The sequence below is a fragment of the Methylobacterium sp. C1 genome (assembly GCF_001854385.1).
Taxonomy (GTDB): Bacteria; Pseudomonadota; Alphaproteobacteria; order Rhizobiales; family Beijerinckiaceae; genus Methylobacterium; species Methylobacterium radiotolerans.
The window spans coordinates 390510-406284 of the sequence record NZ_CP017640.1 but is presented as its reverse complement, the minus strand read 5'-3'; the positions used below and the strand labels follow the sequence as shown (position 1 = coordinate 406284).

At 68.8% G+C, this 15775-nt stretch carries 10 protein-coding genes; 2 read left to right on the top strand and 8 right to left on the bottom strand.

The window, feature by feature from the left end:
* Positions 1-233 precede the first annotated feature (233 nt).
* Positions 234-644 (top strand): MerR family DNA-binding protein, encoded by a 411-nt coding sequence (locus BKE41_RS01815; protein WP_043073002.1) that lies wholly within the window; start codon positions 234-236, stop codon positions 642-644.
* Between the two features lie 561 nt (positions 645-1205).
* Here the strand turns inward: BKE41_RS01815 and BKE41_RS01805 are convergent.
* The 8 genes from BKE41_RS01805 to BKE41_RS01770 form a co-directional block, all read right to left on the bottom strand.
* Complete coding sequence (locus BKE41_RS01805) at positions 1206-2000, bottom strand: copper resistance protein B (RefSeq protein ID WP_043073000.1); 795 nt, start codon at positions 1998-2000, stop codon at positions 1206-1208.
* Positions 2000-3799: a copper resistance system multicopper oxidase gene (locus BKE41_RS01800; RefSeq protein WP_070998383.1), complete on the bottom strand. Its 1800-nt coding sequence runs from the start codon at positions 3797-3799 to the stop codon at positions 2000-2002. Before BKE41_RS01800 ends, BKE41_RS01805 begins: the two co-directional genes overlap by 1 nt.
* Positions 3800-4202: 403 nt before the next feature.
* Positions 4203-5486 (bottom strand): type II restriction endonuclease, encoded by a 1284-nt coding sequence (locus BKE41_RS01795; RefSeq protein WP_107645283.1) that lies wholly within the window; start codon positions 5484-5486, stop codon positions 4203-4205.
* 630 nt (positions 5487-6116) lie between these two features.
* Entirely contained in the window at positions 6117-8561 is a 2445-nt protein-coding gene (gene gyrB, locus BKE41_RS01790; protein ID WP_012317341.1) for a DNA topoisomerase (ATP-hydrolyzing) subunit B, read from the bottom strand.
* A 179-nt stretch (positions 8562-8740) separates the two neighbouring features.
* Positions 8741-9703, bottom strand: a complete 963-nt coding sequence (locus tag BKE41_RS01785; protein WP_024827729.1) for an aldo/keto reductase — start codon at positions 9701-9703, stop codon at positions 8741-8743.
* A gap of 5 nt (positions 9704-9708) precedes the next feature.
* Positions 9709-10353: an MBL fold metallo-hydrolase gene (locus tag BKE41_RS01780; RefSeq protein WP_012317339.1), complete on the bottom strand. Its 645-nt coding sequence runs from the start codon at positions 10351-10353 to the stop codon at positions 9709-9711.
* A gap of 89 nt (positions 10354-10442) precedes the next feature.
* A complete protein-coding gene (locus BKE41_RS01775) occupies positions 10443-10826 on the bottom strand; it encodes a hypothetical protein (RefSeq protein WP_012317338.1) in 384 nt (127 codons plus the stop codon).
* Between the two features lie 65 nt (positions 10827-10891).
* On the bottom strand, positions 10892-12559 hold the full coding sequence (locus BKE41_RS01770; RefSeq protein WP_024827731.1) for an alpha-amylase family protein: 1668 nt from the start codon (positions 12557-12559) through the stop codon (positions 10892-10894).
* A 156-nt stretch (positions 12560-12715) separates the two neighbouring features.
* On the opposite strand from BKE41_RS01770, the gene BKE41_RS01765 reads away from it, so the two are divergent.
* Positions 12716-15751, top strand: a complete 3036-nt coding sequence (locus tag BKE41_RS01765) for a transglycosylase domain-containing protein (protein WP_012317336.1) — start codon at positions 12716-12718, stop codon at positions 15749-15751.
* The last annotated feature ends 24 nt before the right edge of the window (positions 15752-15775 follow it).

The following is a 15775-nucleotide window of genomic DNA, read 5'->3' as shown; positions in this document are numbered from 1 at the left end:
TCGATCCCTGCCTCGGCGACGCCGCGGGACCTGCGACCGCGCGGACCCGGTCGCCCGCCCGCGATGCGACCGCGCCTCGTGTTCTTCCCGGGTTCGCCCGAGCCGGGCGTTCGCGGGGCCGGGTCGATCGCGGCGTTCGGGCCCGTCCGGGCGGGCCAAAGGGCCTCGACGAACCGGGAGGACGGGCGATGAGGATCGGGGAGGCGGCACGCGCCTGCGGGATTTCGCCCAAGATGATCCGCTATTACGAGCGCGCCGGCCTGATCCCGGCGCCGACCCGGTCGGTCTCGGGCCATCGGGTCTACGCCGAGGACGAGGTGCGCACGCTGCGGTTCGTGCACCGGGCCCGCCTGCTCGGCTTCTCCGTCGCCGACACCGCCATGCTGCTGCGCCTGTGGCGCGACGAGGCGCGCGCCAGCGCAGGAGTGAAGGATCTGGCCATCCGGCGCGCGACCGACATGGAACGACGCGCCGCCGCGCTCGCGGAGGCCGCGGCCTCGTTGCGGGATCTCGCAGGGACCTGTCCCGGTGACGAGCGGCCGGAATGCCCGCTGCTCGACGCCCTCGCCCGCGACCCGGCGCGGCCGGGGGGTGGGCCCGCTCCAGCCCCGTCGACGCGCGTCGAGGCCGGCTCGACGAAATGACGGGCTCGGTCCGGATCGGCTGGCGATCCGGGGCTCCGGCGCGCCACCCGTACGTACTTGGCGGACATCCGCGTCGGCGGGCTGCGGCTCAGCGCCTTTGGGCGGTGTTGCCCGGCTGGGTCCGGAGCGAACGCCGGAGTTGGTCGCACCGCGCGGCCAGCAACTCCGGGGTCTCGCCCGGAGCGAGGGCGGCCTCGCCTCTGTCGGCGGCGGCGCAGCGGCCGAGCATCTCGGGAAGCGTCCTCCCTTCCACCGCCCTGATCCCGAAGCCCTTCATCCCCGGCTCCGTGACAGCCTGCGCTTGCGCGGAACAAAGGCCGGCCAGTAGCCACAGCGCAGAGATGATCGGGCGGGAGGCGAGCGGCACGGTCGATGTCCTTGGTTTTGTGGAGAGAGGCATCGCGTCGGGCGTTTCAGACGCGCCCGATGTAGACGCCTGACACGTCAGCCGTGGTCTTCAAACGATATGCCGCGGCCTCGAACGCCTTCGCGGCATCTGGCGGCCACCCGGCGCCCCGGCTTCGCGACACGGTGCGGTGCCTCGGGCCGTCGGGACGCGGCTCAGTACCAGAGGCGCAGACCGGCCAGCGCCCGCAGGTCCCCGCTGCCCTCGCCAGACCGGCGCCGGTAGTCCGCCGTTCCGCCGAGGAACTGCTGGTAGGAGAGGCCCACGTAAGGCGCAATTTCGCGGGTAAATTCGTAGCGCAGGCGCAGGCCCATATCGATGTCCGAGACGCCCGAACCGAGTTCCCGACCACGATCGGCCTTCGAGTAGGCGTTCATCTCGATCTGCGGCTGCAGGATGAGGCGCTGCGTCAGGTAGAGGTCGTAGGAGGCGTTGCCTCGGAAGGCGAAGCGTCCGTTGTCGCTGGCGTAGCCGGTCAGTTCGAGGTTCCAGAACCCGATGGCGAGGCCCTGGATGCCGAAGGCAGCCCAGGTCCGGTTGCGCAGGCTGTCGATGTCCGAACGCACGCCGACCTGCATGTCGAAGTAGGTCGAGATCGGACGGGCGTAGAGGGCCTCGTGGTCGCCGTCCGAGAAGCGGCCCCGATTGTCGGCGTTGTAGCGGCCCTCCGACTTCAGCCAAAGCTTGTTGTAGTCGTCGCCGATCCAGGCCTGACCGTCGTAGCGGAAGTAGCTCTCGCTCCCGAGGCGGCCCTCGAACTGGTCGAGGAAGGCGTGGGCGTAGACCCGGTCGTCGCGGATGGGATTGCCATAGGGCGCAGCACCTTGGAGCGTGTCCGGCCCGAGGCGAGTGCCGCCGTTGAGGAGGCCCGTGACGCTCTGGGCGAATGCGGCCGAGGGAGCGAGGGCGAGGAGCGAGACCGCAAGGGAGAAGGTTGCCGGCGCGCGCATCAGGCCCCCTTCGGCAGGACGCGGAGGGTGCGGAACATGCCGGCTTCGAAATGGTACAGGATGTGGCAGTGCAGCGGCCACTGCCCCGTCGCCACGGGCGTGACCAGCATCGACAGCTTCTCGGCCGGTGCGACGCTGACGGTGTGGAGATAGGGCCGGTGCCGGCCGTGGCCGTTCTCCAGCTCCATCCACATGCCGTGCAGATGGATGGGGTGGCTCATCATCGTCTCGTTGACCATCACGAGCCGGAACCGTTCGCCGACCGTCACGTCGATGGGGCCGACCTCGGTGAATTTCTTGCCGTCGAAGCCCCAGATCATCCGCTGCATGTTGCCGCTGAGCCTGAGCACGATCTCGCGGGTCGGCGGGCGGTCGTCGACCGCAGGGTTGATCGAGCGCAGGTCCGCGTAGGTCAGCACGCGGCGGTTCAGCTGATTCAGGCCGTCGCCCGGGATGCGGGTCCGGTCCGTCAGCATCTTCGGCTTCATCTGGACCTCGACGCCGGTCTCGTCGAGTTCGACGCCTGGCGGCAACTTCGCCATGGGTTGGTGGCCGGCGAGGCGACGCTTGTCGGGGACGATCTCGTGGGTGTGCTCGCCGAGAATGCCGCCGATGCGCGAGCCGTCGGGGTGCGACGCGCCGATCTGGTCGCGGCCCATCATGCCCTGCATGCCCATGTCGGTCATGGTCCGCAGGGGCCGCGGGTCGAAGGGCGGGATCTCGGCCTCCATCCCCGGCCGGGGCGCAAGCGTGCCGCGGGCGTATCCGGAGCGGCCGAGGTCCTGCGCGAAGATCGTGTAGGCCCGCGCCTCGCGCGGGCGCACGATCACGTCGTATGTCTCGGCCACGCCGATGCGGAACTGGTCGACCTGCACCGGGACGACGTCGTTGCCGTGGACGTTGACCACGCTCATGGCCAGTCCCGGGATACGCACGTCGTAGTACGTCGCCGCGGAGGCGTTGATGATGCGCAGCCGGATCCGCTCCCCGGGCCGGAACAGCGCCGTCCAGTTGGCCCCAGGCGGCTGCCCGTTCATCAGGTAGGTGTAGGTCTCGCCGGACGGCGCCTCCAGGCCGGAGGGGTCCATGCGCGACTCGGACTCGTGCCAGCGCTCCTTGATCGTGTCGGCGAGCCCGCTTCGCTCGGCGTCGGCGAAGAACGTCCGGACTGTACGCTTGCCGAAGTTGTAGTAGTCGGCCTGGTACTTGAGCTTGTTCTGGATGCGCTCGGGATCCTCGTCGGTCCAGTCGCTGAGGAGCACGACGTAGTCTCTGTCCGCCTGGACCAAGTCACGGCCGCGCGGCTCGATGATCAGCGCGCCGTAGACCCCCTTCTGCTCCTGGTAGCCCATATGGCTGTGGTACCAGTAGGTGCCGCTCTGAAGCACGGGGAAGCGGTAGGTGAAGGTCTCACCCGGCTGGATACCCGGGAACTCCAGGCCGGGCACGCCGTCCATGTCGTTGGGCAGGATGATGCCGTGCCAGTGCATGCCCGTCATCTCGGGCAGTTCGTTGCGGACGTTGATGGTGACGACGTCGCCCTCGCGCCAGCGCAGCACCGGCCCGGGCACGCCGCCGTTGATGGTGTTGGCCCAGGTCGGGGTGCCGGTCTTGTCGACCGTGCCGCGGGCCAGGGTAAGGTCGTACGTGGCCGCGCGCGGCACGATGGGCTCGCCAGGGCTCGTGAGGGCGAAGGCGGAGCGGTCGCGCGCCGCGAGGCCCACGGCGGCGCAGGCGCCGAGGCCTGAGACGAACCTCCGACGCGTCGGAGAGGTATTCTTTCTTAGGGTCGATGCCACCTGCGGTCCCCCAGATGGGCCGCGGCATCGGGCCGGGCGACATGTCAGGTTGCTGAGAGGCTGCCGCCTTCCCACGTGGGAGGATCAAGCCGGCCGTCGCGCCGCTGGCGCGTTCCGCGGTCGATGTGATCGCGGGGCAACACCGCCGCCGGCGGCGCGGCCCGGCGTTTCGGCGGGGTGCCGTGCATTCCCGCTCGACCCTATGCGTTCCCAGACAGGCCTGTCGGCGCGCGCCGCATCCCCACCTTCATGTCGTGGGAGACCGGGCGGATGACTGCACCGGTGCTTTGACCTGCGTCGGACCGGCGTCCACGCTATGCAAGGTACGTCCGTGGCCGCGGCCGATCCGGCGACGTCGCAGGTGACGGCCGACGGCGGGGTGCCGCGGGCTGACTACGGGACCTCAAATCCCTGGCGAGATCGGCTTGGCGATGGCGAGCACGCCCTTCAGGCCGCTGCCGAAGCGGGCGATGGCCTCGCGATGGCCGCGGAGCTCGCTGTAGGGCAGATAGCGCAGGTCCAATTCCGCGACACGGGAGAACGCCGGCCGCGCGAACTGGGCGCGGACATCACCCTCACGCTCGTCGGGTGCGACCAGGAAGAAGTTGCGGGCCGTGGCACCCTCGACGCCGAGCGCGAGGTCGAGCATTCGCACGATGCCCGAGTAGATGCTGGTCGTGTGCTCCACCTCGAACGCGGCCGCCACGTCCGCGGTCCCCTTGCCGATCCAGAGCACGTCGATCAGGCGCACCGTCTCCGTCGACCCCTTCGCGGCGAGGCTCGCCGGAAGGCGGTCCAGGCACCCGTCGGACAGCCGCCCGGACCCGTAGGGCCGGTTGCCGTCGTTCGAAGCGATCCAGACGTCGTAGCCGAGAGCGAGCCCGAGGTCGCGCAGCCAGCCCTGGACCTCGGTGTGCGTATGGTCGGCCTCGCGCCCGGCCTGGACCGAACGCGACGCCGTCGCCGCGGCTTCCGTGCGGACGCGGTTGAGATCCTCCCGCCAGCGCGCCAAGGCTTGGTCTCCATCCAGGTCCGGCAACGGATAACGTCCCGATCCGACGTCGAACAGGAATCCCGCGACGGCCCCGAAATCGTTGGACAGCAGCGCCCGATGTGTTTCGTTGAGCTCCACGATGCCGCGCCGCATCGCCAGATACTCGTCCCAGCGCCCGAGCTTCACCTTCGCGCCTGTGAGCGCGTTGTAACCCTTTACGATGGCGGTGTTGAACGGCGGTACCCAGGTCGGGTGTAGAAAGTAAAGGAGGTTCGCAGCGGCCGGTCCCAGGCCCTTGATCCGCGCTTGATCGAGTGCTTGAACTGCCGCCAAAACCTGCGCCTCGGCGTTGCAGCACAGGCAGGCGTCTAGGAAACGCCCGAATGCAAGTTGGTTGTGCCGATCCTCGTAGATATCGGGAATGCGCAGCTTCGGCTTCCAGAGGAATGCATGATCGGCACCTTTGAATACCTGACGCTGCTCGGCGATCGAGTGGACAACAGTCTCCAGTGAGGAGCCCCGGTAGGTATTGCCAAAAGTGTCTGCTTGAATCTCGTCCACCACGGCATGAAGGCCGCGTCGGATCGACCGGAAGTTTTTGATGCGCTCTTCCCACAGGAACCACGTCCGATAGGAAGCGCCGGGATCATCGCGCCAGCATCGAATAAGATTAGCTACCCATGCGCTATCCACGTGCCAACCTCTTCCTTCCGAATTGTCGATGGTGCCATCTTAGGCCGGGGCGGGACGTAGCGGTGGGACCTACCATGCGAGGAAGCTAAAGATGGACAGTCAATCGTGGTGTTCCCAAAACAGTCATGTTGCCATGACGAACATGCAGTTACTCATACGATTGGTAACACAGTTTGCCAGATATCAGCTTCAAACAATCAACAAAATGTAGAGGAAAAACGCGTAAGAACGCCTAAGCGAATGCAAAACGAGCATGTCATTCGGCGCCATAAACATGACACGACAGTATCGGCTGACTAACTCACTGAAAAGCCGATGATTCCGCGCCACCGCGACGCGGCGATACGTAGAGCCGGTCGCATAGTCTTCCCGATCTCGCCTCCTAGGCGATCAACGTACCTTTGTTTTGGAGGACCCGCTCCCGACTTTAGCCGGAGGCGGGTCAGCGGATAATTGCCCGAACGCTCGCTTTTATTGCGATCGAAGCGCACGCGTTTGAGGAGCCACGAACGCAATCTTGAATGCGGGCAGCCAAACCGCTCAGTTTGAGTGCTTGAGCGTGTTTAGACATTTCTCAGGTAGTCTCAGATCTTTCTCACAAACACGTAGAATGGCCACCTCATGCACGCCTCAAACGTCCAGATTCGCGACGCTCAGTGCGTTCTCCTGGATGAACTCGCGCCGCGGCTCGACGACGTCGCCCATCAGCTTCACGAACAGGTCGTCGGCGTCGGTGACGTCCTTGACCCTGACCTGCAGCAGCGAGCGCACGTCGCGGTCCAGGGTGGTCTCCCAGAGCTGCTGGGCGGTCATCTCGCCGAGGCCTTTGTAGCGCTGGAGCTGCAGGCCCTTGCGGCCGAAGGCCATGACGGCCTCGAACAGGGCCACCGGCCCGTGGAGCACGGTCTCGTCGGACTTCCGCATGAGCGTGGCCGGCTCGCCGTAGATCTCCCGGAAGGCGTCGGCTCGCTCGGAGAGGCGCCGGGCCTCCTGCGAGGTGATCAGGCCGGCGTCGAGGATCGAGACCTGGCGGACGCCCCGGAGTGTCCGGCTGAGGCGATAGCCGCCCTCGAACGACTCGCCCTGCCAGCCCCGCTCGATCTCGTCCGCGATGGCGTCGAGCCGGCGGGCGGTCATGTCGGCCAGCACCTCGGCCTCGCCCGCCCGCGACGCCGCCTCGGCATCGAAGGCCCCGGCGAGCACCGCCTGCTCGACCACGGAGCGGTCGTAGCGCGTGTGCAGGCCCTGCAGGATGCTCCGGAACGTCCGGGCCTCCTCGACGAGGCTCTTGAGCTGCGCGCCGGCGAATTCCGCGCCGGATGAGAGGCGCAGGACAGCGCCCTCGGTGCCCTGGTCGATCAGGTAATCCTCGAGGGCGCGCTCGTCCTTCAAGTAGATCGCCCGGCGGCCGCGCTCGGCTTTGTAGAGCGGCGGCTGAGCGATGTAGAGGTGGCCGCGCTCGATCAGCTCCGGCATCTGCCGGAAGAAGAAAGTCAGCAGCAGCGTGCGGATGTGCGAGCCGTCCACGTCCGCGTCCGTCATGATGATGATGCGGTGGTAGCGCAGCTTCTCCGGGTTGAAGCCCTCCCGGTCCGTGGAGGAGCGCCCGATCCCGGCGCCCAGCGCCGTGATCAGGGTGCCGATCTCGGCGGAGGACAGCATCCGGTCGGCGCGCACCCGCTCGACATTCAGGATCTTGCCGCGCAGCGGCAGCACGGCCTGGAAGGTCCGGTCGCGGCCCTGCTTGGCCGAGCCGCCGGCGGAGTCGCCCTCCACCAGCAGGATCTCGCACTTGGTCGGGTCGCGCTCCTGACAATCGGCGAGCTTGCCGGGCAGCGAGGCGATGTCGAGCGCGCCCTTCCGGGTCACGGTCTCGCGCGCCTTGCGGGCGGCCTCGCGGGCGGACGCCGCCAGGACGACCTTGCCCATCACCGACCGCGCCTGGCTCGGATTTTCCTCCAGCCACGTGGACAGGCCCTCGTTGAGGACGTTCTCCACGGCCGGGCGCACCTCGGACGAGACGAGCTTGTCCTTGGTCTGCGACGAGAATTTCGGGTCCGGCACCTGCACCGAGATCACCGCGGTGAGGCCCTCGCGGCAATCCTCGCCGGTCAGCGAGACCTTCTCCTTCTTGGCGATGCCCGAAGACTCGGCGTAGCCGGTGACCTGACGAGTCAGGGCCGCGCGGAAGCCGGCCATGTGGGTGCCGCCATCCCGCTGCGGGATGTTGTTGGTGAAGGGCAGGACCGTCTCGTTGAACGAGTCGTTCCACCAGAACGCGACCTCGACGCGGATCCCGTCGCGCTCGGAGCTGACGACCACGGGGCTGGTCATCCCGTCGATCGGCTTGCGGGAGCGGTCGAGGTACCGGACGAAGGCCTCGATGCCGCCCTCGTAATAGAGCTCCTCGCGCTTCTTCTCGGCGTGCCGGGCGTCGGTCAGGACGATGCGGACGCCGGAATTGAGGAAGGCGAGCTCGCGCAGCCGCTTCTCCAGCGTCGCGTAGTCGAACTCGATCATCGTGAAGGTCTCGGTCGAGGGCAGGAAGGTGACTTCCGTGCCGCGCCGGCCGTTCCCGGGTCCGATGACCTCCAGGGGCGCCACGGCGTCGCCATGGCGGAACTCCATCGCGTGCTCCTTGTCGTTGCGCCAGATGCGCAGGCGCAGCCACGACGACAGGGCGTTCACCACCGAGACGCCGACGCCGTGCAGGCCGCCGGAGACCTTGTAGGAGTTCTGGTCGAACTTACCGCCGGCGTGCAGCTGGGTCATGATGACCTCGGCCGCCGAGACGCCCTCCTCCTTGTGGATGTCCACCGGGATGCCGCGCCCGTTGTCGGAGACGGTGCAGGAGCCGTCGGCATTGAGGGTCACGGTGACGAGGTCGGCGTGGCCCGCCAGCGCCTCGTCGATGGCGTTGTCCACCACCTCGTACACCATGTGGTGGAGGCCTGAGCCGTCGTCCGTGTCGCCGATATACATGCCGGGCCGCTTGCGGACGGCGTCGAGGCCCTTCAGCACGCGGATGGATTCCGCGCCGTAGACGGCGGGCTCGGTCTGGGGGGTGTCGGCCATGAACTTCCTCGGGCAGGCGGGCCTGATCGCGGCGGTGGCAGATGCGCCGTCGGGCGCCCGCGCCTGAACTCTCGCTTGGTCCGCCTGATATAGGGGTTCCGCGTTGAGATTGCACGATTTTACGGGTCCGCGGTTGGCCCGTCCCGTCGCTTTTGTGACGCCCGCCGCTTAACGCTGCGTTAGCCCTCGATGCCGCCCGCGCTCGCCGCATCCAGGCGGTCGATCGCCTCGGGCGCGAGGGTCAGCCGGACGGCGCCGAGGAGCTCGTCGAGCTGCGCCACCGAGGTGGCGCTCGCGATGGGCGCGGTGATGCCCGGGCGGGCGATGATCCAGGCGAGCGCCACCTGGGCCGGGCTGGCGCCGCAAGCCTGCGCGACCGCGTCGAGGACGTCGAGCAGCGCGAGGCCGCGCGGGTTGAGGTACTTGGCCACCCGATTCTCGCGCGCGCGCCCCGCCGCGTCCCGGGCGCTCCGGTACTTGCCGGTGAGGAAGCCGGCCGCCAGGGAGAAATAGCCGATCACGCCGATCTGCTCGGCGCGGCAGAGCGGCTCCAGCTCGGCCTCGTAGCCGCGCTGGGCGAGGCTGTAATCCGGCTGGAGGCACTCGTAGCGCGGCAGCCCCGCTGAGGCCGCGATGCCCAGCGCCTCCGCGAGCCGCGCCGCCGTGTAATTCGAGGCGCCGATGGCCCGGACCTTGCCGGCCGTGATCAGGCGCTCGTGTGCCCTGAGGGTCTCCTCCAGCGGCACCGTCGCGTCGTCGAGATGCGACTGGTAGAGGTCGATCCGGTCGACCCCGAGGCGCCGCAGCGAGGCCTCGCAGGCCCGCTCGATATGGGCCGCCGAGAGGCCTTGGCCGGCCCCACCCAGATCCATGCCGACCTTGGTCGCCAGCACGATCCGGTCGCGCGCACCCGGCCGGGCCGCGAGCCACTTGCCGATCACCGTCTCGGACTCGCCCCCGACGTGGCCGGGGGCCCAGCGCGAGTAGACGTCGGCGGTGTCGATGAAGTCGAAGCCGCTCTCGACGAACCGGTCGAGGATCGCGAAGGACGCGGCCTCGTCGGCCGTCCAGCCGAAGACGTTGCCGCCGAGGCAGAACGGCGCGACCGTCAGGTCGGAGCGGCCGATGCGGCGCCTGTCCATGCGCGTCAATCCTGCAGGAAGGGGTTGGACACGCGCTCCGCGCCGAGGGTGCTGGTCGGTCCGTGGCCGGGAATGAAGGCGACGTCGTCGCCCAGCGGCAGGACCTTCTCCTTGATGGCGTGGATGAGCTGCTCGTGGTTGCCGCCGGGCAGGTCGGTGCGGCCGACCGAGCCCTTGAACACCACGTCGCCGACGAGGGCGAAGCGCGCGTCCCGGCTCACGAACACGACGCTGCCGGGCGAGTGGCCGGGGCAGTGGAGGATGTCGAAGGCGAGCCCGCCGACCGTTACGGCATCGCCCTCGTCGAGCCACCGGTCGGGTGTGACGGGTCGGGCGGCGCCGAGGCCGTAATTGGCCGCCGTCTCGGGCAGGGAATCGAGGAGGAACTTGTCGGCCTGATGCGGACCCTCGATCGGCACGCCGAGGCGCTCGCGCAGCTCGTCGGCGCCGGCGGCGTGATCGACATGGCCGTGGGTCAGCAGGATCTTCTCAACAGTGACGCCCTGCTCGCGGATCGCCGCCTCGATCCGGTCGAGATCGCCGCCGGGATCGACCACGGCGCCGACCTTGGTCGCGTCGTCCCAGATCAGGGTGCAGTTCTGCTGGAAGGGCGTCACCGGGATGATCCCGGCGCGTGGCGTACCTGGCATGTCGTCCCGCGTGTTGGCAGCGTCGCTCCCGACGCTCTCGGCCCGAGTCTACCGCAGAACGCGGGTGGGCGGCACCCTGTGCGAGACGCTCAGGCCACGTCGCCCCTGTGGCGGCGCAGGCCGTCGTGAAGCGCCAGCGTTTCGGTCATGCCGAGCGCCCGCGAGCTCCAGCGGGTCTCCACGGCGTTGACCTGCGTGAACCGGTCGTGGGACCGTCCGCCATAGGCCCCGAACAGGGTTTTCCCCGCCTCGACGGTCCCGTCGCCGCGCGCCGTCTCGTCCGGCCGGTCGATCCGGTAAGACGGCGTCGGCGATCGGCCGGTCACGCCGATCCGCACCCAGGCGTCGCCGTAATGCTTCTGGCACATCCGCATGGTGACGAGCACCTGGCGCAGGTAGTCCTCACCGTCGGCGAGGTCCGGCAGGACGTCGGCGATCGTCGCGTCCGGGGGGTAGTGCTTCGTCCGGGCCATGTCCCACCTCTCGGAGGTGTCCTACCGTGTCGGCCGGCCGAGGGCGAGCCGGGCCCCGGTTTCCCTCACGCCGGCCGCCGCTTCAGCAGCGCGTCGAGCCCGCCGACGCGGAACCAGTGGTAGCCGTACCCTTCCATGAACAGGCAGTGGCGGCCGTCCTCACCGACCTCGCTGCGCGAGCCGGTGAGCACGTCGACGAGGATGTCGTGCTCCGGATCAGGGGATCCCGACGCCATCGCGACCTCGACGGGCTCCGGCGCGAGGTTGTGGACGCACAGGATGGCGTTACCGCGCCATTCGTAGCGCAGTGCCAGGACCGAGGGGCGCCCCGTCTCCATCGCGACGACGTCGCCCCAGCCAATCTCCGGCGCCTCCTTGCGCTGCCGGATCATGCTCTGCATCCAGTTGAGCAGCGAGCCCTCCTCGTGGCGCTGATCGGCGACGTTCACGTGCGCGTAGCCGTAGGGCCCGTGATCGATCAGCGGCAGCACGGTCCGTTCGGCCGTCGAGAAGCCGCCCTGGTGCTCGCTCGTCCACTGCATCGGTGTGCGGGCGCAGTCGCGCTCGGGCAATGCCAGCTCGTCGCCCATCCCGATCTCGTCGCCGTAGCGCAAGACCGGCGTTCCCGGGAGGGTGAACATCAGCGAGTAGGCGAGCCGGATGCGGCGCGGGTCGCCCGCCAGCATCGGCGCGAAGCGGCGACGGATGCCGCGGTCGTAGAGTTGCATCCCCTTCTCGGGGCCGAAGGCGTCGAACACGCTCTGGCGCTGCTTGCCGGTGAGGCGCCCCAGGTCGAGCTCGTCGTGATTCCGCAGGAAGATGCCCCACTGGCAGGAGAGCGGACGGGGCTTCGTCTGCTCGATCGCCTTGACCAGGGGCCGGGCATCGTGGGCCGCCAGGGCGTAGAAGGTCGCCTGATTGACCTGGAAATTGAACATCATGTGCATGCGGTCGGCGTCGTCGCCGAAATAGTCGAGGTCCTGCTTCGGCAGGATATTGGCCTCGGCCAGGATGATGGCGTCGCCCTGGCGCCACTGGAGGAACTCGCGCAGGTCGCGGAGCATCTCGAACTGCTCGCGAGGCTTGCCGCCGACATGGGCGCCCTTCTCGGCGATGACGAAGGGCACCGCGTCCATGCGGAAGCCGGAGACGCCGAGCTGGATCCAGAAACCCATGATCTTCAGGATCTCGGCGAGCACCTCCGGATTGGCGGTGTTGAGATCCGGCTGGAAGTTGAAGAAGCGGTGGAAGTACCACGCCTTGGCCTTCGCGTCGTAGGTCCAGGTGGTCTCCTGCACGCCCGGAAAGACCATGCCCTCGTCGGCGGTCGCCGGCCGCTCCTTCGACCAGACGTACCAGTCGCGGTAGGGCGAGTCCGGGTCGGACCGCGCCGACTGGAACCACGGGTGCTGGTCGGAGGTGTGGTTGACCACGAGGTCGATGAGGACGCGCAGGCCCCGCTGCTTAGCGGCGTGCGCGAAGGCGACGAAGTCTCCGAGCGAGCCGTAATCCGGATCGACGCCGTAATAGTCGGCGATGTCGTAGCCGCCGTCCTTCTTGGGCGAGGGCTGGAACGGCATCAGCCAGACCGCGGTGGCGCCGAGTCCCTGGATGTAGTCCAGGCGTCGCTCGAGTCCGGCGAAGTCCCCGATGCCGTCGCCGTTGGCGTCCATGAAGGTGCCGACCGACAGGCAGTAGATGATCCCGTTCTTGTACCACAGGTCGTTGATCATGGGCCCCCCGGCGTCGTCGCGCCTGACGAACGTGGGAGCCGGCCAAAGCGTTGCCGTTCGGCGTCACCTTAAATCAGCCGCGTTGTGCACGCCCTGTTCAGGCGCGCTCCCGAAAGGTCCGCGCCCGCCCCGTCGCGTCCCCCGAACCCGGCCCGTATGAACGCCATCCTGATCAAGCTGTTCGCGACTGCCCTGACGCTGAGCCAGGTCACGACACGGCCGGACGCGGTCCGGACGCAGTTCGATCCCGCGACGGACGGCCCGGAGGTGGTGCGCCTGTTGCGCGACGGCTGCGCCCACATGCGCAAGGCGTTCGACATCGAGGACATCAATCTCGATGAGTTGATCACCACCGCGATGGAGGATCCGTCGACGGTCGCCGGGCCGGCCGCGCCGAAGATCCTGCACGGGCTCGATCTGAACGAGCTGAACACGAGCTACAAGCAGTTCTGCAAGGGCGAGAACCCGGCGAACTCGCCCTTCGACGCGAAGGCTGTGATCGAGTTCTACGACAACGCCACCAAGGACCTGCCCAGCGCCGAGGCCCTGCGCGACAAGGCCCTGCCGGGCATGACCCGGATCCTCGACGGCGCCGGCAAGCCCTTCGCGGAGGCGTCGGAGCCGAACGGCCGCCGCATCGTGGTGCCGATCACCGCCGTCCCGAACCTCGTGCAGAAGGCCTTCATCGCCGCCGAGGACAAGCGCTTCGAGACCCATCACGGCATCGACGAGCGCGGTGTGATCCGCGCCTTCATCGCCAACCTCGCCTCGCCGGGGCGGCCTGCGGGCGGCTCGACCATCACCCAGCAGGTGGTCAAGAACCTCTCGGTCGGCGACGACGTCACCTACGAGCGCAAGATCCGCGAGATGATCGTTGCGTCGCGTCTGGAGCGCATCCTCACGAAGCCGCAGATTCTCGGGCTCTACCTCAACGGCATCTATCTCGGCCGCGGCGCCTACGGCATCGAGATGGCGGCGCAGAGCTATTTCGGGAAGCCGGTGGGACAACTGACCCTGCCGGAGGCGGCGCTCCTCGCCGGCATGCCCAAGGGGCCGAACTTTTACAGTCCCGACAAGTATCCCGACCGGGCACGGGAGCGGCGCGCCTACGTGCTCGCTCGCCTCAAGGAAGAGGGCACGATCACCGAGGCCGAGATGAACGCGGCGATCAAGGCCGATCTCGGCCTGAAGCCGATCGAGACCGCGCGGCGCGATTCCGGCTTCTACGTGGTGGACTTCCTCAACCGGGAGGCCCGCACCTTCGCGGGGGTGGATTCGCTGACTTCCGGCTCCCTGACCGTCCGCTCCACGATCAACGCGGGCCTGCAGCGCGCCGTCGAGGAGGCCCTGCAGGACGGCCTCGCCAACTACGAGCGCGGCACCGGCCGGCAGGTCTTCACGGGGCCCGAACTCAACCTCGCCGACAGCGTCCGCCGGATCCAGGCCGCGACCCCGGCACCGGAGGCCTCCGCCTCGGCCGCGCCGGCCGTCACCGGCGCGCGGCCGGAGGCCGCGAAACTCGACGCCAAGCCGGACGCGAAACCGCGCCGCGGTGAGAGGGTCGCGGCCGTGCCGCAGAAGAAGCCGGCGTGGCTGCTGGCGCTGGAGAGCGCCCGTCCGGTGCTCTACGACGTCCACTGGCCGCTGGCGGTGGTACTGGAGACCGGCCGCGGCGGCACGAAGGTCGGCCTGGCCGACGGCCGCACCGCCTTCCTCGACCCCGGCATCGCCCGCGGAAAGCTGCAACTCTACGACGTGGTCCGGGTGAAGATCAGTGCCGGCAAGGGCGGCCCGCGCGCGCAGCTTCGCGTCCGGCCGACCGTCCAGGGCGCGGCCCTGGTGATGGAGAACCGGACCGGCCGGATCCTCGCGATGGCCGGCGGTTTCTCCTATCCGCTGAGCCAGCTCAACCGGGTCACCCAGACGGTGCGCCAGCCCGGCTCGACCCTGAAGCCGCTGACCTATCTCGCCGCGCTTAACGCCGGGCTGCAGCCGAACACCCTGGTGATGGATTCCGCCGTGACCCTGCCGCCGATCGGTGGGACCGGCGATTCCTGGTCGCCGAAGAACTACGAGGGCGGCGGCTCGGGACCCACGACCCTCCGGCGCGGCCTCGAATTCTCCAAGAACCTCGTCACCGCCCGGCTCCTCCAGGGCGGGATCGCCCCGAAGGCACCGGCGAGCCTGAAGCGGGTCTGCGACATCGCCCTCGAGGCGCAGATCTATGCCGAGTGCGAGCCCTACTATCCGTTCGTGCTCGGCGCACAGCCGGTGCGGATGCTCGACCTCGCGGGCTTCTACGCGGCGGTGGCCAACGAGGGCGCGCGTCCGGCCCCCTACGCGCTCGAGTCGGTCGAGCGGGACGGCAAGCCCCTCTACACGCACGCGATCAAGGAGCCGGTGCGTATCGCGTCGGCGGACCGTGTGGCCTTCTACCAGCTCAAGACCATGCTGCAGGGCGTGACCCAGCACGGCACCGCCGCGGCGCTCGCGAAGGTCTCGGCCTACGTCGCGGGCAAGACCGGCACCTCCGAGAACGAGAACGACGCGTGGTTCGCCGGGCTGACCAACGAGATCAGCGTCGTGGTCTGGGTCGGCTACGACAACGCCGACGGCACCCGCAAGACGCTCGGCCGCGGCCAGACCGGCGGCCACGTCTCGGTGCCGATCGCCTCGGCGATCCTGCAGGCGGCCTGGGCGAACGGCGTCGCCAAGACGCCGCTGCGAGGCCCCTCCCCCGAGGCGCGCCCGTTCATCGCCGACCTGCCGATCGACCCGCGCAGCGGTGTGCGGGTCGCGGGCGGCGGCTTCCTCGAGCATTTCCGCACCAGCGGCGACGGGCAGATGGCGGACACGCAGTACCGCCTCGTGCCCCGCGAGACGCTCTACGCCATGCGGCCCGACGCGCAGGACGGCGATCTCGCGGGCGCCGACGACGGCGCGAGCGTCGCCGGCGACTACTACGGCAACATGACCGGCGAGCGGCCGCGGGCCGACTTCCTGGATCCGTTCGGCGAGCGTCCCGCGCCGCGCAGCCGCCGCGCGCAGGGCGATGTGGATCTCTACGGGCAGGATCCCTACAAGCCGTGGCCGGGGCAGACGAGTCGCTCGCCCTTCGGCGGGGATGACGACGTGCGCCGCCCGCGCCGCCGCGATCCCGACTACCTGTTCGGCGAAGACCCCGGTTACTGACAGCCCTCCCCGACAGACGAGTAT